Here is a 22,885-nt window from a genome sequence, read left to right on the forward strand (position 1 = left end):
AGATAGGGCTTGCGTTAGGCGCCGAGCGCCCTACCCAGTTTCGAGTCGGATGCCGCGGCACGGGCACCTGCGGCGAAGACGACGGATTCGACGGCGGCGAAGAATCTCTCCCGCTCCGCCTCGTCGTCCGGGGCGGCAGGACCGAGCTCGACCTCCCACTCCCGCCATTGCCGCCGTGTACCGCCGCGCAGGTCGGTGGTGCGGACACGGTCGTCGACGAACTCCGCGATGACGCCGCCCTCCCCGCGCAGGAGGTAGGCCGTCCGGCTGTTCTCGATGCGCGCCAGCGGAGCCAGCGGGGCCGACGTCCAGCGGCCGAGCGCCTCTCGCACGGCCTCGGGCACCGTGTCATCGTCGCCGAGGGGCCAGGAGATCTCCAGGCGCCCGTCGCCCTGACGCGGACCCTTGATGTGCCACCCGGCATCCCCGCCACCCGTGCGGCGCCGGACGGCGACGCCGGCTCGCGCGAGCTCCGCCTCCGCGGTGTCGAAGTACCGGGCGTCGAGTTCTCGCAGTTCCCCGTCCGTGACGGAGAGCACCGCCGCGACGTCCGTCCATGCCGGCAGCGGGGTGTCGTCGTCGACGTCGTACTTCCGCTCGACCTCGACGATCCTGGTCGGTTCCGTCGCACCCTCAGTCATCGGTGGAGGTGAGATCCTCGAGCGCCTCGTCGAACCAGTAGTCGATCTCGGTGGGGCCGTCGTCCGATCCGGTCTTCTGCGGCTCGCCGCGCCGGTTGTAGACCACCTGCGTCTCGCTGTAGGGGACGATCAGCTTGTCGTCCGCGTCCTCGATGGGGACGATCTGCCCGTCCAGCGGGCCGCCGTGGAGTCGTGCGATTGCCATGTGCTCACCATAGTCCTCATCCGACGGCGATCCCCAGCACTGCGCCGATGATCATCCAGGGCCCGAATGCGATGCGCGTCGAGCTGTCCGCGCGTCGCAACGCCATGAGCACGAGGGCGTGGAGCGCACCCAGCACGAACGCCGCAGCCGCCCCGATCGCGAGCACCTGCCAGCCGTGCCATCCGAGGACGAGTCCGATGAGGGCGGCGAGCTTCACGTCTCCTCCCCCGATCCCGCCCCTGCTCACCGCGCGCAGCACGGCGTAGAAGCCGCCGAGGATCACCATCCCGGCGAATGCCGCGAGAGATGAGGCACCGCGCTGGGTCACGAGAGCGTCGGCCAGGACGAGGCATGCTGTCGCGGCGAGCGCCGGCAGGACGATGCGATTCGGCAGCCGATGGGTGCGCGCGTCGATCACCAGCAACCAGATGCCGACTCCGGCGAGAGCGAGGTGCACGACGACCACGGCGATGTCGTACCAGGCGACGGATGGCATGCCGGAAGAGTAGGCCACATCGAGGGTTCCGCGATGTGACCCTGTGGAAAACGTCGATGTCCGATGTGCGAATTACGATCGGAGCACCGCTTGATTTATTCGTAGATATATTCGAGGATGTAGGCATGGGCACAGCACTTCCGGCCCCCGCGGCTCTCCCCCTCTCGGGCACCGCTTCCCGCGCGCAAGAGGTGCATCGGCTGCGCAGTGAGATCTCTCGCATGCAGCGGCGACGCAGCGAGTCGCCGCTCCTTCCGCTCGACCCCGCCCTGGAGGGCCTTCTGCCCGACCAGGGTCTCCGCGTCGGCTCCGCCTACTCCCTGTCCCCGTCACCGAGCCTGCTCGGAGCGCTGCTGGCCGCGCCGTCACAGAAGGGCTCCTGGTGCGCGATCATCGGCATGCCGACGATCGGCCTCGAGGCGATGAGCGACCTCGGTGTGGAGCTCGAGAGACTCGTGCTCGTCCCCGACCCCGGTCCCCGCTGGCTCACCGTCGCCACGGCGCTCTCCGAGGTGATCCCGCTCATCGCCGTGCATCCACGCAGCCGCGTGGCCGATGCCGACATCTCTCGCCTGAACGCGCGACTGCGCGATCGCGGCTGCACACTGCTGGTCACCGCGCCATGGCCGCAGAGCGAGGCGACGATCCGCGTCGAGGACACCGAGTGGCATGGGCTGGGCTCGGGCTGGGGGCTGCTCTCCGATCGCACGGTGACCCTGCGCACATCCGGCAGACGATTCGAGTCCGGTCGCCGGGTGCGCGTGCAGATGCCGACCTCCCTCGGCCGGGTGGATGCCGCACCCACTCCCCTTCGCACCGTTCAGCCCGTGCCCCTCTCCCCCGCGACGATGCCGAAGATGCCGATCCCGGCTGCCTCAGCAACTGCCGAGCAGACGCCGGCGCGTTGGGCGGTGGCCGGATGACCAGCCCACCGCGCCATCTCGTGCTGTGGGTTCCGGACTGGCCGGTTCGAGCGGCGCTGGGCACCGCCCCCGGCGACGACCCCGTCGCCGTCATGCAGGCGAACCTCGTCGTCGCGTGCTCCGCCTCCGCCCGCGCACAGGGGGTCCGCCGCGGGCAGCGACGCCGCGTCGCACAGACCCGCTCCCCCGGCCTGCGCATCCTGCCCGCCGACCCGCAGCAGGAGCAGCGCGTGTTCGTGCCGGTCCTGCGACTGCTCGAGGAGCTGGTCCCCGGCGTCCAGCCCCTGCGCCCTGGGCTCGTCGCGCTGCGCGCCCGCGGCGCCGCACGCTACTACGGCGGAGAGGAGCAGGCGGCGATGCATCTCATCGACGCGCTCGCCGCACACGGCCACCCCGGAGCCCGTGCCGGTGTCGCCGACGGTCTGTTCACGGCGGAACAGGCCGCTCGCCTGGCCGACCCCGTCCTCGTGGTCCCGCAAGGCGGCTCCCGCGAGTTCCTGGCACCTCTTCCCGTGCAGGCACTGGGTGACGAGCAGATCACCGCACTGATGACCAAGCTCGGCGTGCGCACGCTGGCCGACCTCGCCGCCCTCGAGGTGGCCCACGTCCGCGACAGGCTCGGCGAACGGGGCGTGCGCCTGCACGACCTCGCAGCGGGTGCCGACTCGCGTCCGCTGACACCCCAGAAGCCCGAGCCGCAGCTCGCCCGCGAGATCGTGTTCGACAGCCCCCTGGCGCAGGCCGAGCAGGTCGCCTTCGCCGTGCGTCAGACCGCGGATGCCGTCATCGGCGGTCTGACCGAGCTCGCGCAGGTGTGCACCGAGGTCCGCATCGACCTGACCGATGACGACGGGGTGGTCTCCTCGCGGGCATGGATGCATCCCACATCCTTCGAGGCGAGCGATCTGGTGGATCGGGTGCGCTGGCAGCTCGAGGGGATGGCCGCGCAGTTCGCCGCCACGGAACGGGTGGGCGCCGGCATCCTCGAGGTGCGCATCACCCCCACGCGCGTCGATGACAGCGCTCACCACCAACCAGGGCTGTTCGGGCAGGGTCCGGAGCAGCGTCTGCATCATGCCGTCTCCCGCGTTCAGGCCATGCTCGGGCATCGCGGTGTCGTCACCCCGCAGGTCACCGGCGGGCGTCGGCTCGCCGAACGGCAGCTGTTCCAGCCGTGGGGCGACAAGACCCCGCATGAACGGGATGCGGCGCTGCCCTGGCCGGGCAGCCTCCCGCCGCCGCACCCCTCCGAGGTGTTCGCCCCGCCGCTGCCTGCCAGGGTGACGGCGGCCGACGGCACTGCGCCGACGGTGGACGAGCGCGGAACCCTGTCCGCACCCCCCGCACGGATCGACGACGTCCCCGTGCTCAGCTGGGCGGGCCCGTGGCCGCTGCGGGAACGCACCTGGGATGCCGCTCATGCCCGCATTGCCCAGCGTTTCCAGATCGTCGACGAATCCCAGCGCGCCTGGCTCGCCCTCTGGGAGGACGGCGCCTGGTGGTTCGAGGGGCGGTACCGCTGATGGGCTGGCACAACCCCGAGATGCAGTGGAAGGAGCTCGAGCGGACCCTGAGCGGGCGCCCGGCCGCCGAGCCGACCAGACCCGACCCCGGCCCGGTCAGCCGGCGGCGGCGGACGACGCCCCCGGAGGTGGAGCGTCCTGGCGATGCCGTCCCGTACGCCGAGCTGCACGCGCACACCTCGTACTCCTTCCTCGACGGGGCCTCCTCACCGGAGGATCTCCTGGCAGAGGCCACCCGACTGGGACTCAGTGCGCTCGCGATCACCGACCACGACGGCTTCTACGGCGCCGCACGGTTCGCCGAGACCGCCGATCTCATGGGTTCTCCGCTGCAGACCGTCTTCGGCGCCGAGCTGTCACTGGATCTGCCCTCCCCACAGGCCGGTGTCCCCGACCCTGTCGGCGAACATCTCCTCGTGCTCGCACGCGGCATCGAGGGATACCACCGGCTCTCCGGTGCGATCACGAGAGCCCAGCTGCGCGGTGGAGAGAAGGGAAGGCCCGTCTACGATCTGGACGACCTCGCGGCGAGCGCGGGCGACCACTGGACCATCCTCACCGGATGTCGCAAGGGCGGTGTCCGACAGGGGCTGGCCCTGGGTGATGCCCAGACCCCGCTGCGACGCCTGGTCGACCTCTTCGGTCAGGACAACATCGCGGTGGAGCTCTTCGACCACGGCGACCCTCAGGACACCCGCCGCAACGACGCGCTCGCCGACCTCGCCTCCGCCCACCGCCTCCCCCTGGTGGCGACGAACAACGTGCACTACGCCGCCCCGCAGCGCGCAGGACTCGCCGAGGCCATCGCCGCCGTGCGCGCTGTGCGCAGCATGGACGCCCTGGACGGCTGGCTGCCCTCGCACGGTTCGGCGCATCTGCGAAGCGGGGCAGAGATGACCGAGCGGTTCCGCCGCTACCCCGGCGCGATCTCGCACGGCCTCACCATCGCCGAAGAGTCCGCGTTCGAGCTGCGACGAGCGCGACCCGACCTGCCGCGGCAGGAGGTCCCAGAGGGGCATACCCCGATGAGCTGGCTGCGGCGGCTGGTGTGGGAGGCTGTCCCCTCGCGGTATCCCCGGCTCGACGACGCTGGGCGTGCGCGCATCGAACGCGAGCTGAACGTGATCGAGGAGAAGGACTTCCCCGGATACTTCCTCATCGTGCACGGCATCGTCACCGAGGCGAAGCGCCGCGGCATCCTCTGTCAGGGGCGGGGTTCTGCTGCGGCGAGCGCGGTCTGCTACCTGCTGGGCATCACCGCCGTCGACCCCATCCTCTACGAACTGCCCTTCGAGCGCTTCCTCGCCAGTACGCGCGAGGAGGAACCCGACATCGACGTGGACTTCGACTCCGGGCGCCGCGAAGAGGTGATCCAGTGGGTCTACGAGCAGTACGGACGAGAGTGCGCCGCCCAGGTGGCGAACATCATCCAGTACCGTCCGAAGAACGCCGTGCGCGACATGGCGAGGGCGCTGGGATTCTCTCCCGGACAGCAGGACGCGTGGTCCCGCCAGGTCGACGGGTGGGGTGCTGGCCTGCAACCGGCAGACGGACACGACATCCCCGAGACCGTGCTGGAGTACGCCGGCGAGGTGCTCAAGGCGCCACGGCATCTGGGGATCCACTCCGGCGGGATGGTGCTCACCGCGCGCCCGGTGGGTGAGGTCGTCCCCGTCGAGCACGCGCGCATGGACGATCGCACCGTCATCCAGTGGGACAAGGACGACGCCGCATGGATGGGGCTGGTGAAGTTCGACCTGCTGGGGCTGGGCATGCTCGCAGCCCTGCAGAACTGCTTCGACCTCATCGCCGCCGCGACCGGTGAGAAGTGGATGCTGGAGACGATCCCCAAAGAGGAGGCGGGGGTGTACGACATGCTCTGCCGGGCGGATTCGATCGGAGTGTTCCAGGTGGAGTCCCGTGCGCAGATCGGGCTGCTCCCCCGACTGCAGCCGCGCCGCTTCTACGATCTCGCCATCCAGATCGCCCTCATCCGCCCCGGCCCCATCCAGGGCGGGGCCGTGCACCCGTTCGTCCGACGCAAGATGGGAACGGATGAGGTGACCTATCCGCACCCCGCTCTGAAACCGGTGCTGGAGCGCACCAAGGGCATCCCGGTCTTCCAGGAGCAGCTCATCCAGATGGCGACCACGATCGGCGATTGCACCGCCGACGAGGCCGACACCCTGCGCCGGGCCATGGGTTCCAAACGCGGTCTGGAACGGATCGACAGCATCCGCGAGAAGCTGTACGCCGGGATGGCCCGTCACGGTCTGAGTCAGGAGCAGTCCGACCGCATCTACGCCCAGATCCAGGCGTTCTCGCACTTCGGGTTCGCCGAATCCCACTCGCTGTCCTTCGCCCTGCTGGTCTACGCCAGCTCATGGTTGAAGCTGCACTACCCGGCCGCGTTCCTCGCCGGGCTCCTGAACGCGCAGCCGATGGGCTTCTACTCCGCCTCGACACTCACCGCGGATGCCAGGCGGCACGGCGTGGAGGTGCGCCGACCGGACCTGCATGCCTCTGCGGCCTCCGCCGCCCTGGAGCCGTTGGCGGATTCCACCGGACCGACCGGTGCGCACTCCTGCACCGTCTACGAGCAGCCGACACCGGGTGAGTTCGATCGGAATGCTCCCGACGAGTCCGAGAGCCACCGCCGAGACGGACGGTACGCCGTGCGGCTGGGGATCGGCAGCGTCCGGGGCATCGGCATGCCGATGGCGGAGCGCATCGTCGCGGAGCGCGAGGCGAACGGCCCGTATCGGGATCTGCACGACCTGGTGCGGCGGACGGATGCGACAGCAGCGCAGCTGGAGGCACTGTCGACCGCCGGCGCGTTCGAGTGCCTGGGGCTGACCAGACGTGAAGGGGTCTGGCTCGCGGGAGCCGCCGCAGAGGACCGCGCCCGGTTCCTCCCCGGCACGACCGTGTCGGTGCAGCCGCCGCTGTTCACCGATCAGACCAGCTACGAACTGCTGGCGTCGGATCTCTCCGCCACCGGGGTCTCCATCGAGGATCATCCGATGAGGCACTTCCGATCCGCCCTCGATGACCGCGGAGTGCTCTCCGCCGATCAGCTGCGAGATCACGAGGTCGGTCGGCGCATCGAGGTCGCCGGACTGGTCACCCACCGGCAACGGCCGGCGACCGCCTCCGGGATCACCTTCCTCAACATCGAGGATGAGCACGGGCTGGTCAACATCGTCTGCTCGAGCGGGGTGTGGGCTCGATATCGCCGCGTGGCCAGGGATTCACCCGCATTGATCGTGCGCGGCATCCTGGAGCGCTCACCCGAAGGCGTCATCAACGTCCTCGCCGACGCGTTCGAGGATCTGCGCACCGGGATCGAGCATCGATCCCGTGACTTCCGCTGAGCGGCATCGTCACCAGAAGCGCGGCGGCTCCGGTTCCGGCTCCCGGTTCGCGCCGCCCCAGCGGAGTGCTTCGCTGGTGACGGCGGATGCCGCGGCATCCGCCCCGCGCAGGGCGAGGTCCGCTTCGGCCGCACCAGGGCCGACCGGATCGATGAGGAGCGTCGTGACGACACCGGAGCGCCCCTGTGCGATCGTGCATTCGAGGACACGACCGACCCAGGTCGTCGCGCCGTGACCGACCGTCGCACCGTGCTGATATCGGACCCGCGTCTCGAGATCCGTCACCGCGAGCACCATTCGCTCGCCCTCCCCGTCGAGGCGCTCGGCGACCTCGACGCGGTGCCCGTGCGGGACGGGCGCCGGCACGGAGATCACGATCGTCCTGTCCATGACTACAGCCTACGAACTCGGGCGCCGGCAGGACACCCATGTGCGTGGACGCAGGATACGCTCGCGAAAGTGGTCATCTGATGACTATGCGGGGTTGCACAGGTGCTCCCTCCTACGCTGATGGCCATGGATGCCGGAGCCGAGAATCTCAATGCTGTCGCGGCCTGGGCCGTCTCCCTCATGGAGACTCTCGGAGGGCTCGGAGCGGGGGTCGCCATCGCCGCGGAGAACCTGTTCCCCCCGCTGCCGAGCGAGATCATCCTCCCCCTGGCAGGGTTCGCCGCAGCTCAGGGCACGCTCGGCCTGTTCGAGGTCCTCATCTGGACGACGGTGGGTTCGGTCGTCGGCGCGCTCGCGCTGTACGGGCTCGGGGCATGGCTGGGGCGCCGCCGCATGTACGCCATCGCCGACAGGATCCCGTTGCTGAAGATCCAGGACGTCGAGCGGACCGAGGCATGGTTCGCACGGCACGGCTCGAAGGCGGTCTTCTTCGGGCGGATGATCCCGATCTTCCGCAGCCTCATCTCCATCCCCGCTGGTATCGAGCGGATGCCGCTGGTCCGGTTCACCCTCCTGACGCTCGCCGGCAGCGCGATCTGGAATTCGATCTTCGTCCTGGCGGGATTCTTCCTCGGCGCGAACTGGCACGTCGTCGAGGACTATGCGGGGATCTTCCAGAAGATCGTCATCGGCGTCGTCGCTGTCGCCGTCATCACGTGGATCGTCGTGCGAGTGCGTCAGCTGCGCCGCAGGAGACTCGCCGTCGACGCCTGACCGCGCGTCACGACGGCGCATCTCCCGCCGCACGCCGCACGATCTCCGTGAGGCGGCCCCACGCCTCCTCGCTCGGATCGGTCAGCGCGTACGAGGTCGGCCACAGACCGCTCGGGTCATCGAGCGCTGCCTGCACGCTCACCCCGAAGGTCGAATAGCGTTCCTTGTCCATCTGACCGCTGCGGAAGAACACCACGACCTTGCCGTCGCGCGCGTAGCCGGGTTGACCGTAGTAGAGCTTCGGAGCCAGGTCAGGTGCGACACTCGTGACGATTTCATGCACACGCTCTGCCAACTCACGGTCACCGTCGGGCATCTGCGCGATGCGCTCCCTCAGCTCCGCAGCCTCAGCGGCTGCCTTCTCCGCGCCCTTGGCTCGTCTGGCCTCGGCTTTGAGCTCGGCCGCCCGCTCCTTCATCGCCTTGCGTTCCTCGGCTGAAAAGCCTGCTGCGGAATCCTTGCGTGTCATCCTCGGCCCCTCCTCGTGTGTCGGTGACATCCACGCTACGACGACGATCGGCGAGGGGCTTCTCGATTCCTGATGCATCGACCTCTCCTGCGCCGTGGGAAAGCCTGCCACCATGGAGCCATGGTGGCAGCGGACGACCGGCAGGACATCACCGCCATGCGCCGCGTGCGCGACCGGATCGATCGGGAGTTCGCCCGTCCGCTCAACGTCGAGGATCTCGCCCGCGGCGTACACATGTCCGCCGGTCACCTGAGCCGGGAGTTCCGACGGATCTACGGCGAACCGCCGTACTCCTACCTGATGACCAGGCGCATCGAGCGGGCGATGACCCTGCTGCGCCGCGGGGACCTCACAGTGACGGAGATCTGCTTCGCCGTCGGTTTCTCGTCGTTGGGGACGTTCAGCACCCGTTTCTCCGAGCTCGTCGGGGTCTCTCCGAAGGCCTACCGTGCGGACCCCACCCGGTCCGTCGAGGGGATCCCCCCGTGTCTGGCGCGGCAGATCACCAGACCTGTCAGGAATCGAGAAGACTCGCCGTCGGCATCCGCCTAGCGTTGGCGGCATGAACATCGACATCCACCACGCGTTCCTGCCGCACCTCGACGCCGAGGCGGCGCTCGGTTTCTACCGCGACCTGCTCGGGTTCGACGTCCGCAAGGACGTCGGATACGCGGACATGCGCTGGATCACCGTCGGGCCGGCCGGCAGCGCGACCACGATCGTGCTGCATCCACCGGCCGCCGATCCGGGGATCAGCGACGAGGAGCGCGAGACCATCACCACCCTCATCGCCAAGGGCGTCTATGGCGCGATCACGCTGTCCACGGACGACCTCGACGCATTGTTCGAACGTCTGGAGGCGGGAGGCGCCGATGTCGTTCAGGAACCGACGGACCAGGACTACGGCGTCAGGGACTGCGCATTCCGCGACCCCTCGGGCAACCTCATCCGCGTCAACCAGCGCTGAACCGGACATACGATGGCCGGGTGGAGACGGGGCACAGGATCGAGACGCTCGGCATTCTCGGAGCGGGCCGACTCGGCATGACGCTGGCCCAGCTCGCCGTCTCGGCGGGCCTGCGCGTGCTCATCGCGCGGTCCGGCGACCCTGCGCCGATCTCGCGGAGGGTGCGGGCGATCGGTGCCACTCCGGCGACCTCCGCGGAGGTCATCGACCAGACGGATGCCGTCGTCCTCGCGCTTCCCCTCGGGCGATACCGGTCTCTACCCGCTGATGCCCTCGACGGCTCGCTCGTCATCGACGCGATGAACTATTGGTGGGCCAGCGACGGGGTCCGCGACGATCTCAGCGATCCGCGCACCTCGACGAGCGAGCTCGTCCAGTCGCACCTGCCCGGCGCGAGGGTCGTCAAGGCGCTGAGCCACATGGGGTACCAGGACCTTGAGGACGAGCCGCGCCCCGCCGGCGATCCGGATCGCAAGGCCATCGCGATCGCCGGAGACGAACCGCGCGACGTCGCGGTCGTGGCCGCGCTCGTGGACGACCTGGGGTTCGATCCGGTCTTCGCGGGTCCGCTCGCCGCGGGGATCGCGATGGAGCCCGGCGCCGAGGCGTTCGGGGCGGATGTCGACGCCGCGTCCCTGCGTGGAATGCTCGAGGGGTTCGCTGATTCGCAGCGCGGGATCGTCGTCGCGCGGGCGAGAGGCGAAGCCGCAGCCGCGGCGACGCCGCGGATCGAAAGGGTGCCGGTGGAGTCCTCCGCTCTGCGATCCGTCGGCTACCGCGCGGATCTCGCGGTGCTCGAGATCGAGTTCGTCAGCGGCGACGTCTATCGGTATCACGCGGTCCCGGCGTCCGTCCACGACGCGCTCATGGATGCCGAGAGCCATGGACGGTTCTTCCTGGACCGGATCCGCGACGTGTACCCGACGACACGCGTGAGCTGACTACGCGACCCCGAAGCGCTCCCAGAGACGCACCGTGTCCGGTGCGGCCCGCTCATCACGGATGCGCTGCCAGTTCCGACCGCCTCGCGCGTAGGTCGCGTTCACCGATGGCGGCGCCTCATCATGCGGAATGGGCGTCTCGCTCCAGGTGCACGCCCTGACATGCACGAGATCCACCGCCCATGCACCCGGATTCGAGTCGTAGTGCCAATCTCCCGTGAGGCGGCCGAGCCACAGGAAGTCGTAAGCGTCCTTCGCCCACACGAACGCCCCGTGCGGGGCCGCGGCGAACCGTTCGAGGCGTTGCGCTGCCCGCTCACCGATCGCTTCCGCAGTCCGGGCGACGGCAGCCCGCAGGGACTGCGGAACGGTGTCCAACCGCCCACCGAGGCCGCAGAGCCCGCGTTCGAGAGCACGAGCCACGGCGGATCCGGCCGGGATGCGGTCGTCGCGAGATCTCATCGGTGCGCGGAACACCGGCAGTTCCACCATGATCACTCCCCCTCATCGATCATCAGCGAGCCCGCTCAGAGATCTTCCGGCGACAGGTCGCCCTGACCGTCTTCGCCGAGTTCCGCCGTCACGGGGTCGTCGTCCTGCGTCTCAGGCAGGAGCCCCTCCGCCGGGATGTCCTCGAACGGGATCTCATCGTCCGCATCCGGGAGCTCCGCCGGGTCACGCCCCGTGACCACCGTCTCGTCGAGTTCGACGCCCTCATCGAGGGCCTGCGTCCGCTCCCATTCCTGCTGGGCCGGGTCGGGTGTGGATGCCATGATCTCTCCTTCGTCCTCACAGGCGTACTCTCTGCCTTCACGGCCAGCCTGATAGCTCCGCCGAGGGGAAACGAGGGGGTTGCTGAAGAGGGCGTGTGACGCTAGGACCCTGCCTCGATGACGGAGCGCTCCTCGCGCCGTCGGAGCCGGCGGTTGATGACGATCTTCGCGATCACCGCGACGATGGCGAGTCCGAGGGCCACGTATTGGATCGCCGCGTTGCGCGTGAAGAAGGACACCACCGGCTCGGGAAGGACGGCGAAGAGGCCGAACTCGAAGTAGTACAGACCGATGTAGGCGAGGAAGGTGATCGCGGACAGGAAGAGGATGGCGCTGAGCACCATGTCGATGATTCTCATGATGCTTCCACCCTCCCGCCGCATGCTCGCGCGCGGAAGTGACCTGGTGTCACCTCTCTCCGTGACACTCCGTCATGCTCGACTGTCCGCCGACACCTCGGCGAGCACATCGAGAGCGATGCCGACGAAAATGCTGCAATCTGCACCGAGGACCACCGCTACGCGGTGTTCGGGCAACGCCACCGGGCGGTCAGCAAGCCGCCGGGTGATCGATGATGGCCGCCTCGTCGCCCGGGGCCTTGTCGCAGCCGGGAACGCTCCCCTGCTCGGTCAGGCACAGATCTCACTCCTCTTCCGTTCGGTGGGCCCCGTCGAGCCAGACACGAAGGCGCTGGGCCAACCACTGCGGTTTCTGCAGCGGGACGCCGTGCCCGCATTCGGGGATGATCTCCGCATGTTGCCCCGGCCGGACACCGGCCAGCCGGTGCGCGGAGCGGATCATGGGGGCGCGCTCCCGCTCGCCGGCGAGGACGAGCGACTCCCCGGGATATCCGCTCCATGCGTCTGGGACGGTGAAGCGGATGTTCTCACCGACGGACGTGAGGAGGCTGCGCGTGGAGAGCCGCTGCGCCGTGCGGAGATACTCGGGGAACAGTGCCGGTGGGACGAAGAGTTCCTTCGCCTGTGCTTTGGCGAACCACTCCCTGGTCGCGAGCGGCGCGGCGGCGCGCAGCAGTCCGAGCGTCATCCCAGGCCATCTGGAGGGCTCCGCCTGGGCGCTGATGATCGCGACCCGAGCGATGCGGTCCGGATGATGCGCGGCGAGCAGCACCGCGATCTGCGCGCCGAGCGAGAATCCGACGACGGTGACCGGGCGCTGCTCTCTGTGCTGCAGGGCGGCGAGGAGTGCGCGAACGGTGACGGCGTGCGATTCATAGTCGACGTGGGCGCTGCGGTCATGGCCGGGGAGATCCGGTACGAGGAACCGATATCCGGACCCCATGCGTGCGATCAGCGGTTGCCACATCCAGCCGCCCACACCCCCGCCGTGCAGAAGCAGAACGGGCCGGCCGTGCGGATCGCCGAGGTCGTCGACGCGCAGGTCGGGGACCTCGGAGCTCGACGGGCGCGTCACGGTCGATCCTCTGACGCGATCGACTTGGCATACCAGCGGTCCGAGTAGGGCTCGGCGTTGAACGGCTCCATCTGTTCGAAGCCGAGTCGCTCGTACAGGGCGCACGCCTCGGCGAGTTCGGACCGCGTGTCCAGCCGCAGAACAGAGACTCCGCGCTCGCGGCAGGCCACCTCGACCTGCTCGAGGAGGGCTCTGCTGAGGCCGCGCCCTCGGTGCGACGGGAGGGTGAACACCTTGGTCAGTTCGGCGATGTCGCCAAGCATGCGGGCCCCCGCGCATGCGACCGGCCGGTCGTCATCGACGACCACGAGGAGAAGCCCCGACGTGCCGTGCAGGTCGTCGTAGGGTTCCTCGGCGAGCGCCTGATCGATCTCGTCCGCCGACGCCGGTCGCCCGTAGTAGCGTGAGGCGACCTCGGTCATGTACGACCGGACGATCTCTGTCGCGTGGGGATCGGACGGACGGGTCTCGCTCAGGCGCATGCGAGTCATCCTAGGGTCGAGGTGCGACACGAAGGGCGGCGAGCGGCGACGGCGCTCCGGATCGCGCACGGAGTCGGGTGAACGACGCGATGCGCGCCGCTCACCCGCCCTGCGTCACTTCTTGAAGACGTCCTTCACGTCCTCGACCTTGTCCTTGACGGCACCCTTCGCCTGATCAGCCTTGCCCTCGGCGACGAGTTCGTCGTTGTCGGTCGCCTTCCCGACGGTCTCCTTCACCTGTCCGGCGACCTTGTCGGCTGCCGCCTTGATCCTGTCTCCTGCGCTCATGGTGTGGTTCCTTTCCTCGAGCCGCTCCCGTCCCTCGGGAGCGGAGTTCATGATGATGCGACGCGCGAGTGATCGGCAGCGAGTCGGGAGCGGACTCCGGCATGGATCGACACGAGCGTCGGTGTCTCTCGCCCGGTCAACGCCGCGAGGTTGTCCACGAGACGCGTCACCGTGTTCGCCACGGCGATCGGTGATGTGTTCTTCCTGGGTGTGACACTCACATGCAGCACATCGGCACCGCGCACGCGACGGGCCGCCACCCGGCACGCGAGGATCTCATCCCGATCGTTCAACGAATGAGTGATGGCGTCGGACGCGAATCCAGGGTGGATCGTGATCGCGCCGTGCGCGCCACCCGAGGCCTCTTCTCGGAGCACCGTGCTGCTGCGCCCACCTCCGAGCCGTGCCATCACGAGCACCGCGGCAGCCGCGATCAGCAGGAGCGCGGCGAGGATGCCGACGACGAACCAACTCACCGCTGACTCCTCGGACAGACGGGACGCGCGGTCCGCTTCGTGCATCCATTCGATCGCGGACGAGGCGCTGCTCTGCCAGGTTGCCGCGGCGACGGGCCACAGCGCTGCCGCGGCGCCCCCTCCTCCGACGGCGATGAGCACGGCGCCCACGACGAGGAGGACACCGCGGTTCACCGCCCGGTTCGTCGCGTTCATGCCATTCCTCCCTGGTCCGCAGCGGGTCGTCGGACGCGTGCCCGAACTCTCACGCGCGGCGACAGCTCGTAGCTGGTGATCTCCCTCTCGGCGGCCGAGCGGATCTGCTCCTTCTCGATGACCTGTCCTGGCTCGGGGGTCACTGTCACGTCCATGCTCCGGTGCCCGAGGCCGACCACGACCGCGCCCCGAGGAAGGTCGAGGTCGCGTCGTACCTGCTCCGCAACAGCGGAGGCGATCGTGCCGTTGTCCGCGAGCACCGCGTGCTGCGACGCTCCGAGCCGGTGCCTCGGGCGCCGGCCGGGGGTCAACGACACCCACCCGAGCCCGAGACCGATGACGACCGCGACTGCTCCGCCGCCGACCAGCGTCGCGCGCGGGGCCGTTTCCGGCAGTGCCGCAGCCCAGGACAGTGCGGCTCCCGGTGCGACGAGGATCGGCGCGGCATTCATCAGGTGCAGCACGATCTCCACGCCCGCATAGGTGACGGCCGCGATGACGAGGAGCAGCACGATCACCGTCCACGCCGTTCGGGGCGAGTGGGTTTCACGCCGGACCACTCGTCTCAGGATCGACGTGCTCATCTACCCGACCCGCTTTCGCGTGGGAATGATCGCTCCCGTCACCGAGAACGACACGCGCCGGATCTCGCGACCGGTCACCCGGGCGAGATCGTTCGCGACCGTCTCCTGCAGTCGCCGAACGCGGTCCACGATCGTCGGTTCCGCGCTGATCACCTGGGTGTGATCCAGGTCGGGGATCGGCAGCTTCGCCGCGACGCGGACGGCGAGCCCGCCGCCCCATTCGGACACCTCGACGTCGACGTCGTCCCGGGAGACCCCGGTCGCATCCGCCGAGGCTTCGCGACTGACCTTCTCGATCGCCCTTTCGCGGACCCGGATGCTGCCGGGGACGCGCGCCGGTGTCGAGAGCGACGCCGCGGCTGAGGATGCGACGGTGCCGGTACTCATGAGGACGTGCGCCTTCCTGTGAAGACTCCGGCGAGTGCGCGCAGATCCAGTTGCCCGGTGACCACGCGTCCGACAAGAGCGCCCACGGCCATCAGCAGAGCGACCAGCACGAACCCCCAGAACCCGAAGGCCAGCGCAGCGAAGGCGAGCACACCGCCGACCGCCGCCCCCGTCAGTGTGGTGCTCATGCGACGCGGGACTCGTCGGCATCCGCGTCGTCATCGGGAAGGTGCACGTCGTTCACTTCGACGTTCACCTCGACGACCTGCAGACCGACCAGGCGCGAGATCGCCCGGGAGACCGCGGACCGCACGTTCTCGGCGACATCCTGGATCGGCGCCGGGTAGTCGACGACGATCGTGATGTCCGCGGCCGCCTGCGTCTCACCGACCTCGACCTTCACTCCCTGAGTGAGGTCGGTCGCATTGACCGCGTCCCGGATGACGCCGAGTGCGCGCGCTCCCCCACCACCGAGTGCGTGCACGCCCGCCACGTCGCGCGCGGCGATGCCGGCGACCTTCGCCACCACACCCTCCGCGATCGTCGTGCGGCCCGCAGCGTCGACATCGACGCCCGGGGTCAGCGTGGGAGCGACGCGGTCCACGCGGGGAGTCGCACCGACAGTCTTCCGCGTGGCCGACGTGCGCTCGACGGCCTCCGCCGTGTTGGTCTCTTCGATCGCCATCTGAACTACCTCCGTGTGTCTGCAGCACGACCCGTCGTCGTGCTGTCCAAAGGAGCGAGGAACAACGCTCTACACATGAGACGGAGCCGCCTCGGAGTTCGTCACAGATTCATCGGAGCATCATGCGAATAGAAGCTATGTTCGAATCTTGCTAATCTTGACGCCAGGGCCGGAGAGAGGAACGTCGGCATATGGGGACCAGTAAGCGCCTCGCCCCGTACTACGACATGCAGGCCCAGCATCGCGCCATCCTCGCCGCGGCGAAGGCCGGCCCGCTGCAGTCGCTCACGGATCGTGAGCTCGCGCTCCGCGAGCAGCCGTTGACGATCTACCCGCATCCGCTGGCATCGGTGTCCGCGTGGGTGAGGTTCGGCCCAGAGGCGATACGCGTGGATGCCAAGCTGGCACGGTCGACGCCTCTCGCTGCGGGAATAGTGTTCCGAGCCGGAGATCAGACGTTCCGCTGCTGGGTGTGGGGAAACGCGGTGTGCCGGCGCGACGATGGAGCGGCGCGGTGATGAGACAGGCGACGGCCGACGCACGCCGATCGACCTCTCCTGTTGGCGTGCACGGCGGCGTGCCGTGTAGTCTCTCATTCGCTCTGAGGAGCATGGTGAGCCGGGAAGTCTGGTCGGCACGAGCATCTGTGTACCCGACAGGAAGGCTTCTCATGACCGGTGGCTTCATCGTCCGCGGCGACCATCTGCCGATCCTCACCGCGCTCGCGGCCGGTCAGTCGACGGGGCTCGACGCTCCCCGCGCGATGATCTGGGGCCTGGACCTGTCCACGGCACCGAACCGGGATGCAGTGCACAAGCGGCTGCGTCAGGAATCGAAGGACATCGCGGCGATCACCGCGACTCATCCCTCGCTCGTGCACCTCTTCATCGTGTACTCCCACGGTGCGGCACTCCACGAGGGCGCCTGCCTGAGCTCCGCTGCCCAGGCCGCGGCCCGCCTACATACGGAGTTCGAACGCTCACGCGGCAGATTCGTGGAAGTCGTCTTCATCGACGCCACCGGCTGGGAGGACGACGAAGCGCTCTGCGACCGCATCGTGCAGACGGTCGCGACACCCGCAGGCATCGCCGGGGACGTCGCGTTGGGCTGGCACGACATCACCGACACCACCATCCATCGAGCCGCGATGGCACGGTACTGCTGACCCTCCTCCCGAAGCGGCGGACGGTGCATCGTCGTCTGTCCGTAGGTTCGACCCGGCACGCCGGCTCCGCACGGCAGTGCGCGAGTTTTAACGTCGCTCGGTTGTGGATATCTTCGAGTATGTGAACTTCTCGCCCACCCGCTATGGCGGGCGCCGGCATCGGCGCGTCCTGAACATGTCCATGAGCGCAGTCCTCGCGGCAGCCCTCACTCTCACCCTTCCCGGCGTCGCGCACGCCGCGGAGACATCGTCCACTTCGTCCGAGACGACCACCCTCACCTTCACCGACACCGGAGGCGTGTCGTGGACTCCCCCGGTGGGCGTGGAGAAGATCTCCGTGGAGATGGCCGGCGGCGCGGGCGCGAGTTTCATCCGAGAGGGGCAGGGCGGCTACGGTGGCCGCGCGGGACGGTTGGAGTTCGACCTCCCCGTCACCTCCGGAGATGATCTGCTGTTCGTCGGAGCCACAGCAGGCGGAATCAGTAAGGCGCATCTGCCGGGCCTCGGCTATCTGAACGGCGGCTCCGGCGGCGACCGTTCAGGGGGTGCGCAGCGCGGCGGCGGCGGCGGCGGCGCATCCGCTGTCCTTCTCAACGATGACCTTGTGGCTGTCGCGGGAGGCGGCGGCGGTGTCGGCGGATCAGTGCAGACCGAGCCCACTTTCTCGAACCCCTTCCGGTGGCGGTTCGGCGGTTCGGGTGGGTGGGGCACGAGCGGCACCGACCTCGCGGGCGACGACGGCGTCTACGGCGGGCACCCGGGCAAGGGCGGATCGGCCGGGACCGAGACCGGCAAGTCCGGTACGAACGGCTCGAAGGCCGCGAACCTCACCTCCTCGGGCGGCGGTGGCGGAGGCGGCGGCGGCTGGCCGTCCGGCAACGGTGGCCAGTCCGGCAAGAAAGCCTTCAGCACGAGCACCGGAGGCGGCGGCGCAGGCGGCGCCTCGTTCACGAGCTCGGCGGTTCAGAACCCACGGCTCACGACGAGTGCCGACGGTGACGGGTACGTGAAGATCTCGTACGAGAATCCGGTCAAGATCACCCTCACGGCCCCGACGCTGGTCGCCGCAGAGGTCCCGCACAACGCGCACGTCACGGTCTTCGGCGACAACGATGTGACGGTCAAGCCCGGCAAGGTGATTCTCACTGTCGGAAACACCTTCCTCGGTGTGGACGACGTGATCGACGGCCGGGTCGACTTCCGCTACAGCCTCCCGCAAGGGCAGCACACCCTCACGGCGGAGTTCACCTCGCGGGATCGAACGCAGCACGCCACAACCTCTGTCGACGTCGTCATCGGCCCGAGCCCGGCCGCATCGAGTGTGACCCTCGATGAGCTTCCGACCCGCGTCGCAGGAGGCAGCACCGTGACCGTGACGGGTACCCTGCACGCGAGCGACGCGGCGGTGGACAAGGAACAGCAGATCAGCCTCAACGTCAACGGTCAGCGCATGTGGTCGCGCTCGGACGCCGATGGACGCTTCTCCTTCAGCTTCCAGGCACCGTCTCATCCCTCTGCCTTCACGATCCGGGCGCAGTTCGACGGAAACGACGCCATCGGGCCGTCCATGTCAGGCACGATGCGGATCGAGACCTACGACGACCAGTCGGTCGTCGCGCTCAATGTCTCCCCGACGGATGCGGTGTACGGCGAACCGGTGAGCGTGAACGCGACGGTGTCGCCGGAGGACGGCTCGGGGGACGCCGCCAGCGGTCTCGTCCTCCTCTCCGACGGTGACGAGTACATCGCGATGGCCGCTCTCGACGGCAATGGCAACGCGGCGTTCGACGACCTTCTCCTGCCAGTCGGAACCACTACTCTCACCGCCGTCTACGGCGGCGATGACGTATACAGCGGATCTCACTCGCCTTCCACGGACGTGACCGTGGCCGCCGCGAGCACCGAAACGCGGCTGGCGGTCGAAAGCCCGTCGGGGCGGGCAGGCGAGCCGGTCGACGTCGACGTCGTGGTCGCGGCGGACGCCCGCAGCACCTTTGAGCCCCGGGGCGTCGTAGAGATCCTCGCCGGCGATGAGGTGGTGGCCACCGCGGCGACCGGAGAGGACGGAGACGACACTCCGCGGGATGGCATCGCGCGCTTCCACCTGGAACTCGGCGACCTCGACGCCGGAACGCACTCCTTCACTGCTCGCTTCGTGGCCTCACCAGGATTCAGCGACTCCGCGTCCGACGAAGCGACGGTCTCACTGCGGGCGATCGACACGTTCCTCGAGGCAACGCCGACCGATATCTCGATTTCGGAGAGCGACACCGCCGTGATCGAGGCGCACGTCACGGTGACGGGCGCCTCGCTGGCGCGGCAAACACCGCAGGAACCGCACGGGTCGGTCTACGCCACCATCGCCGGGGAGCTGTTCGGCACCCCCGCAGTCGTCGACGAGCAGACCGGCACCGCCGAGCTGCGCCTGAGCGGATTCGACCCCGGCGTGCATGACGTGATCGTGACCTTCCAGCCCGACTCCTCGACGCTCGCGGAGTCAACGGCACGCGTTCATGTCGCGGTCGCCGAGGATGGCCCGTCGGACGCGGACAGCGACTCGGGCGCGAATGCGGACAGCGAGGGCTCATCCCAGGAGTCGCTCCCGGCCACTGGGCAGCGAGAAGGGACGTGGGTCGTCCCGGCGGTCCTCGCCCTCCTGATGTCCGCGACCGGTCTCGCGCTGATCATGCGACGGCGCACCCACGCCTGACGAACGGCTCGAGAGGAGGGGGCCCTGCGCGGTGGTGCAGGGCCCCCTCGTCCATCGAGACGGAGGTCGCGGCGCTGGTTTCGAGCGCTGAATTCGGGCGATGCGTCAGGCCACGTCTTCAGGGGTCGAGGTGTTCGCCGTCGACGACGGCATCCTCCGCGGCCTCTTCGGCTTCGGCGCCCTCTTCGGGGGATTCCGACCCGGCCTGGGCGGCAGTGCCGTCAGTGTGCTCCTTCGGATCCTTCGGATCACTCATGATGTCTCCTTTGTCGAATCCGACGACCGTACGCGCACGTCGACACCTGGAGTGAGGGGCTTGACGGATGCGGCGCACTGAGTGAAGACGACGTGGCATTGTTGCGACGGGTGTACCCGTAGTCAATCCCCGGCGCTCTCGTCGGGCCCGCCTGTACGCTCGACCGGTGCCCGAAACCCCGAACGACCCGACCGATGCGTTCGTCCGCGTTCGCGGTGCCAACGAGAACAACCTCAGGAACGTCGACGTCGATGTGCCGCGCGACAGGATCGTCGCGTTCACCGGCGTCTCCGGATCGGGCAAGTCCTCCCTGGCGTTCGGCACCATCTTCACCGAGGCCCAGCGCCGCTACCTGGAGTCCGTCGCCCCGTATGCACGGCGCCTCATCCAGCAGGGGCATGATCCGCACGTCGAGTCGATCTCGGGCCTGCCGCCGGCCGTCGCGCTGCAGCAGCGCCGCGGCGCCCCCAGCTCGCGATCGAGCGTCGGCACCGTCACCACGCTGTCGAACTCGCTTCGGATGCTGTTCTCCCGCGCCGGCACCTTCCCCGAAGGGTTCACGACGCGCCTCGATTCTGACGCGTTCTCGCCGAACACCGCAGCGGGCGCCTGTCCCGAGTGCCATGGCATCGGCGTCTCGCACACCGTCAGCGAGGACTCGCTGGTGCCCGATCCCTCGCTGAGCATTCGCGATGGTGCCATCGCCGCCTGGCCGGGTGCGTGGCAGGCGAAGAACCTGCGAGACATCACCATCGCGCTCGGGTACGACGTCGATCGACCATGGCGCGACCTCGATCAGGCCGACCGCGACTGGCTGCTCTTCACCGACGAGCAGCCGATCGTGCAGATCACCCCGCAGCGCGACCGCGTGGCGAAGCCCTACAACGGCATGTTCTGGAGCGCGAAGAAGTACGTCTTCCACACGCTGTCCGACTCGAAGAGTCAGATGATGCGCACGAAGGTGCTGCAGTTCGTGCGGTCCGGACCGTGCCCGCTCTGCCACGGCACGGGTCTTCGCCGCGAAGCACTGGCCGTCACGTTCGCCGGGCGCACGATCGCCGAGCTCAACGCCCTCCCGCTGACCGAGCTCGCCGACGTGCTGCGCCCGACCACGCAGCTCACGGACCCTGAGCACGCGCTGCCGACCACGCTCTCCGGCGAGCGCACTGATGTCGCCGTCGCGATCACGACCGATCTTCTGGCGCGCATCACTGTGCTCACCGACCTCGGTCTCGGGTACCTCGGGCTCGGACGGGTGACGACCACGCTCTCCCCCGGCGAGATGCAGCGGCTGCGGCTCGCCACCCAGCTGCGGTCGGGGCTCTTCGGCGTCATCTACGTGTTCGACGAGCCGTCGGCCGGACTGCACCCCGCCGATGCGGAGCCGCTGCTCGACGTCTTGGAGCAGCTCAAGCGCTCGGGCAACTCGGTCTTCGTGGTCGAGCACAACATGGATGTCGTCCGCCGCGCCGACTGGATCGTCGACGTCGGCCCCGGAGCGGGCGAGGGCGGCGGTGACGTGCTCTACAGCGGAGCGGTCGACGGACTCGCCGCGGTCGAGGCATCCGTCACTCGGCCGTTCCTCTTCCCCGATCAGGACACCACGGCGGCAGATCGTCGCGACGTGCGCGAGCCCGCGAACTGGCTCACCGTGGAGGGCATCACGCTGCACAACCTCGCCGGCGTCGACGCGGCCATTCCGCTCGGAACCTTCGTCGCGGTCACCGGCGTCTCAGGGTCGGGAAAGTCGACGCTCGTGAGCCGCGTGCTGCGTGATGTCGTTCGTGAGCATCTGCGCTCCGGCCAGGGCGACGGTATCGATGATCCGGACGATGACGCGACGACCACCGACCCCGCAGGCGATGACGCGGGGCTCACCGAAGCGACGGTCCCGGATGCGCGCGCCGACACACTGACGGTGCGCCGTGCCACGGGGCTCGAGCACATCGACCGGCTCGTGCGCGTGGATCAGAAGCCGATCGGACGCACCCCTCGGTCGAACCTGGCGACGTACACAGGCCTGTTCGATGCGGTCCGGACGACCTTCGCCAAGACCGACCTCGCTCGGGAGCGCGGGTACACCGCAGGACGCTTCTCGTTCAACGTCGCCGGTGGGCGCTGCGAGACCTGCCTCGGCGAGGGGTTCGTGTCGGTGGAGCTCCTCTTCCTGCCCGGCAGCTATGGGCGCTGCCCGACCTGTCACGGCGCCCGGTACAACGCCGAGACTCTCGAGGTCACCTACAAGGGCAAGACGATCGCCGACGTGCTGGCGCTGACGGTCGAGCAGGCATCCGACTTCCTCGCGCCGGTGCTGCCGGCCGCGCGCAGCCTGCAGGCCCTCCTCGACGTCGGGCTCGGCTACCTGCGACTCGGTCAGCCCGCGACCGAGCTGTCGGGTGGCGAGGCGCAACGCATCAAGCTGGCGACCGAGCTGCAGCGCGTGCGCCGAGGCCACACCCTCTACCTGCTCGATGAGCCGACGACGGGTCTGCATCCCGCCGATGTGCGGCGGCTGCTCGCGCAGCTGCACGCGCTGGTCGACTCCGGAGACACGGTCGTGGTGGTCGAGCACGACATGGATGTCGTCGCCGCCGCGGACTGGGTCATCGACCTCGGGCCATCGGGCGGGGATGCGGGCGGGCGCATCGTCGCGACGGGAACACCGGATGCCGTGGCGAAAGACCCAGCGAGCCGTACGGCCCCGTATCTCGCGGAGCGCCTCAGCCGTTGAGCCGAGCCGAGTGACT

The 22,885-nt window shown here is 68.9% G+C and carries 28 protein-coding genes; 11 read left to right on the plus strand and 17 right to left on the minus strand.

What is annotated here, in order from left to right:
* Positions 1-14 precede the first annotated feature (14 nt).
* The 3 genes from HD600_RS00610 to HD600_RS00620 are packed head-to-tail and all read right to left on the minus strand — an operon-like array spanning position 15 to position 1,342.
* Positions 15-641, minus strand: a complete 627-nt coding sequence (locus HD600_RS00610) for a CYTH domain-containing protein (RefSeq protein ID WP_184280832.1) — start codon at positions 639-641, stop codon at positions 15-17.
* Positions 634-846 (minus strand): response regulator, encoded by a 213-nt coding sequence (locus tag HD600_RS00615; protein WP_144796783.1) that lies wholly within the window; start codon positions 844-846, stop codon positions 634-636. Before HD600_RS00615 ends, HD600_RS00610 begins: the two co-directional genes overlap by 8 nt.
* A 16-nt stretch (positions 847-862) precedes the next feature.
* Entirely contained in the window at positions 863-1,342 is a 480-nt protein-coding gene (locus tag HD600_RS00620; protein ID WP_184280834.1) for a prepilin peptidase, read from the minus strand.
* Between the two features lie 125 nt (positions 1,343-1,467).
* Between HD600_RS00620 and HD600_RS00625 the strand changes: the two genes are divergently transcribed.
* From HD600_RS00625 to HD600_RS00635, 3 genes are read left to right on the plus strand one after another with little or no spacing between them, the layout of a single operon-like run.
* Complete coding sequence (locus tag HD600_RS00625) at positions 1,468-2,265, plus strand: hypothetical protein (protein WP_184280836.1); 798 nt, start codon at positions 1,468-1,470, stop codon at positions 2,263-2,265.
* Positions 2,262-3,788 (plus strand): DNA polymerase Y family protein, encoded by a 1,527-nt coding sequence (locus HD600_RS00630; protein WP_184280838.1) that lies wholly within the window; start codon positions 2,262-2,264, stop codon positions 3,786-3,788. The genes HD600_RS00625 and HD600_RS00630 overlap by 4 nt, the downstream gene beginning before the upstream one ends.
* Positions 3,788-7,162, plus strand: a complete 3,375-nt coding sequence (locus tag HD600_RS00635) for an error-prone DNA polymerase (RefSeq protein ID WP_184280840.1) — start codon at positions 3,788-3,790, stop codon at positions 7,160-7,162. Before HD600_RS00630 ends, HD600_RS00635 begins: the two co-directional genes overlap by 1 nt.
* A 9-nt stretch (positions 7,163-7,171) precedes the next feature.
* Here the strand turns inward: HD600_RS00635 and HD600_RS00640 are convergent, their stop codons facing one another.
* On the minus strand, positions 7,172-7,552 hold the full coding sequence (locus HD600_RS00640; RefSeq protein ID WP_184280842.1) for a hypothetical protein: 381 nt from the start codon (positions 7,550-7,552) through the stop codon (positions 7,172-7,174).
* 120 nt (positions 7,553-7,672) lie between these two features.
* Here HD600_RS00640 and HD600_RS00645 point away from each other — a divergent pair, with 120 nt between their 5' ends.
* Positions 7,673-8,326, plus strand: coding sequence for a DedA family protein (locus tag HD600_RS00645; RefSeq protein ID WP_144797145.1), 654 nt, complete (start codon positions 7,673-7,675; stop codon positions 8,324-8,326).
* 7 nt (positions 8,327-8,333) lie between these two features.
* Here HD600_RS00645 and HD600_RS00650 read toward each other — a convergent pair whose 3' ends face one another.
* Positions 8,334-8,795, minus strand: a complete 462-nt coding sequence (locus HD600_RS00650) for a DUF1801 domain-containing protein (RefSeq protein ID WP_206705757.1) — start codon at positions 8,793-8,795, stop codon at positions 8,334-8,336.
* Positions 8,796-8,915: 120 nt separating this feature from the next.
* Here HD600_RS00650 and HD600_RS00655 point away from each other — a divergent pair, with 120 nt between their 5' ends.
* From HD600_RS00655 to HD600_RS00665, 3 genes are read left to right on the plus strand one after another with little or no spacing between them, the layout of a single operon-like run.
* Positions 8,916-9,347, plus strand: a complete 432-nt coding sequence (locus tag HD600_RS00655; RefSeq protein ID WP_184280846.1) for a helix-turn-helix transcriptional regulator — start codon at positions 8,916-8,918, stop codon at positions 9,345-9,347.
* A 10-nt stretch (positions 9,348-9,357) separates the two neighbouring features.
* Positions 9,358-9,762 carry a VOC family protein gene (locus HD600_RS00660; protein WP_184280848.1) on the plus strand — a complete coding sequence of 135 codons (405 nt, stop codon included), beginning with the start codon at positions 9,358-9,360 and terminating at the stop codon, positions 9,760-9,762.
* A gap of 20 nt (positions 9,763-9,782) precedes the next feature.
* Positions 9,783-10,703 (plus strand): KTSC domain-containing protein, encoded by a 921-nt coding sequence (locus HD600_RS00665; protein ID WP_338402253.1) that lies wholly within the window; start codon positions 9,783-9,785, stop codon positions 10,701-10,703.
* Here HD600_RS00665 and HD600_RS00670 read toward each other — a convergent pair whose 3' ends face one another.
* From HD600_RS00670 to HD600_RS00720, 11 genes are all read right to left on the minus strand, one after another.
* Positions 10,704-11,195 (minus strand): GAF domain-containing protein, encoded by a 492-nt coding sequence (locus HD600_RS00670; RefSeq protein ID WP_184280850.1) that lies wholly within the window; start codon positions 11,193-11,195, stop codon positions 10,704-10,706.
* Positions 11,196-11,230: 35 nt separating this feature from the next.
* Complete coding sequence (locus HD600_RS00675) at positions 11,231-11,476, minus strand: sugar ABC transporter ATPase (RefSeq protein WP_184280852.1); 246 nt, start codon at positions 11,474-11,476, stop codon at positions 11,231-11,233.
* A gap of 101 nt (positions 11,477-11,577) precedes the next feature.
* Positions 11,578-11,835 (minus strand): hypothetical protein, encoded by a 258-nt coding sequence (locus HD600_RS00680; protein WP_184280854.1) that lies wholly within the window; start codon positions 11,833-11,835, stop codon positions 11,578-11,580.
* A 283-nt stretch (positions 11,836-12,118) separates the two neighbouring features.
* Positions 12,119-12,910, minus strand: a complete 792-nt coding sequence (locus HD600_RS00685) for an alpha/beta fold hydrolase (protein ID WP_184280856.1) — start codon at positions 12,908-12,910, stop codon at positions 12,119-12,121.
* Positions 12,907-13,392: a GNAT family N-acetyltransferase gene (locus HD600_RS00690; RefSeq protein ID WP_184280858.1), complete on the minus strand. Its 486-nt coding sequence runs from the start codon at positions 13,390-13,392 to the stop codon at positions 12,907-12,909. Before HD600_RS00690 ends, HD600_RS00685 begins: the two co-directional genes overlap by 4 nt.
* Positions 13,393-13,506: 114 nt before the next feature.
* On the minus strand, positions 13,507-13,680 hold the full coding sequence (locus HD600_RS00695) for a CsbD family protein (RefSeq protein WP_144796803.1): 174 nt from the start codon (positions 13,678-13,680) through the stop codon (positions 13,507-13,509).
* Positions 13,681-13,727: 47 nt separating this feature from the next.
* On the minus strand, positions 13,728-14,351 hold the full coding sequence (locus HD600_RS00700) for a hypothetical protein (protein ID WP_184280860.1): 624 nt from the start codon (positions 14,349-14,351) through the stop codon (positions 13,728-13,730).
* Positions 14,348-14,911, minus strand: a complete 564-nt coding sequence (locus tag HD600_RS00705) for a DNA/RNA endonuclease G (RefSeq protein ID WP_184280862.1) — start codon at positions 14,909-14,911, stop codon at positions 14,348-14,350. Before HD600_RS00705 ends, HD600_RS00700 begins: the two co-directional genes overlap by 4 nt.
* Before the next feature lie 24 nt (positions 14,912-14,935).
* Positions 14,936-15,322, minus strand: coding sequence for an Asp23/Gls24 family envelope stress response protein (locus tag HD600_RS00710; protein WP_184280864.1), 387 nt, complete (start codon positions 15,320-15,322; stop codon positions 14,936-14,938).
* Positions 15,319-15,510, minus strand: coding sequence for a DUF2273 domain-containing protein (locus HD600_RS00715; RefSeq protein ID WP_184280865.1), 192 nt, complete (start codon positions 15,508-15,510; stop codon positions 15,319-15,321). The genes HD600_RS00710 and HD600_RS00715 overlap by 4 nt, the downstream gene beginning before the upstream one ends.
* Positions 15,507-16,007, minus strand: a complete 501-nt coding sequence (locus tag HD600_RS00720; RefSeq protein ID WP_184280868.1) for an Asp23/Gls24 family envelope stress response protein — start codon at positions 16,005-16,007, stop codon at positions 15,507-15,509. The genes HD600_RS00715 and HD600_RS00720 overlap by 4 nt, the downstream gene beginning before the upstream one ends.
* 191 nt (positions 16,008-16,198) lie before the next feature.
* Here HD600_RS00720 and HD600_RS00725 point away from each other — a divergent pair, with 191 nt between their 5' ends.
* From HD600_RS00725 to HD600_RS00735, 3 genes are all read left to right on the plus strand, one after another.
* Positions 16,199-16,525 (plus strand): hypothetical protein, encoded by a 327-nt coding sequence (locus HD600_RS00725; protein WP_184280870.1) that lies wholly within the window; start codon positions 16,199-16,201, stop codon positions 16,523-16,525.
* 152 nt (positions 16,526-16,677) lie between these two features.
* Positions 16,678-17,172 (plus strand): hypothetical protein, encoded by a 495-nt coding sequence (locus tag HD600_RS00730; protein ID WP_184280872.1) that lies wholly within the window; start codon positions 16,678-16,680, stop codon positions 17,170-17,172.
* Positions 17,173-17,353: 181 nt separating this feature from the next.
* Entirely contained in the window at positions 17,354-19,882 is a 2,529-nt protein-coding gene (locus HD600_RS00735; protein ID WP_184280874.1) for an Ig-like domain-containing protein, read from the plus strand.
* A gap of 118 nt (positions 19,883-20,000) precedes the next feature.
* Here the strand turns inward: HD600_RS00735 and HD600_RS00740 are convergent, their stop codons facing one another.
* Positions 20,001-20,138: a hypothetical protein gene (locus HD600_RS00740; RefSeq protein WP_184280876.1), complete on the minus strand. Its 138-nt coding sequence runs from the start codon at positions 20,136-20,138 to the stop codon at positions 20,001-20,003.
* 166 nt (positions 20,139-20,304) lie between these two features.
* Between HD600_RS00740 and HD600_RS00745 the strand changes: the two genes are divergently transcribed.
* Positions 20,305-22,869 carry an excinuclease ABC subunit UvrA gene (locus tag HD600_RS00745; RefSeq protein ID WP_184280878.1) on the plus strand — a complete coding sequence of 855 codons (2,565 nt, stop codon included), beginning with the start codon at positions 20,305-20,307 and terminating at the stop codon, positions 22,867-22,869.
* Positions 22,870-22,885: the final 16 nt, after the last annotated feature.

Origin of the sequence: Microbacterium ginsengiterrae (assembly GCF_014205075.1) — a bacterium.
In the GTDB taxonomy this organism is placed as follows: Bacteria; Actinomycetota; Actinomycetes; order Actinomycetales; family Microbacteriaceae; genus Microbacterium; species Microbacterium ginsengiterrae.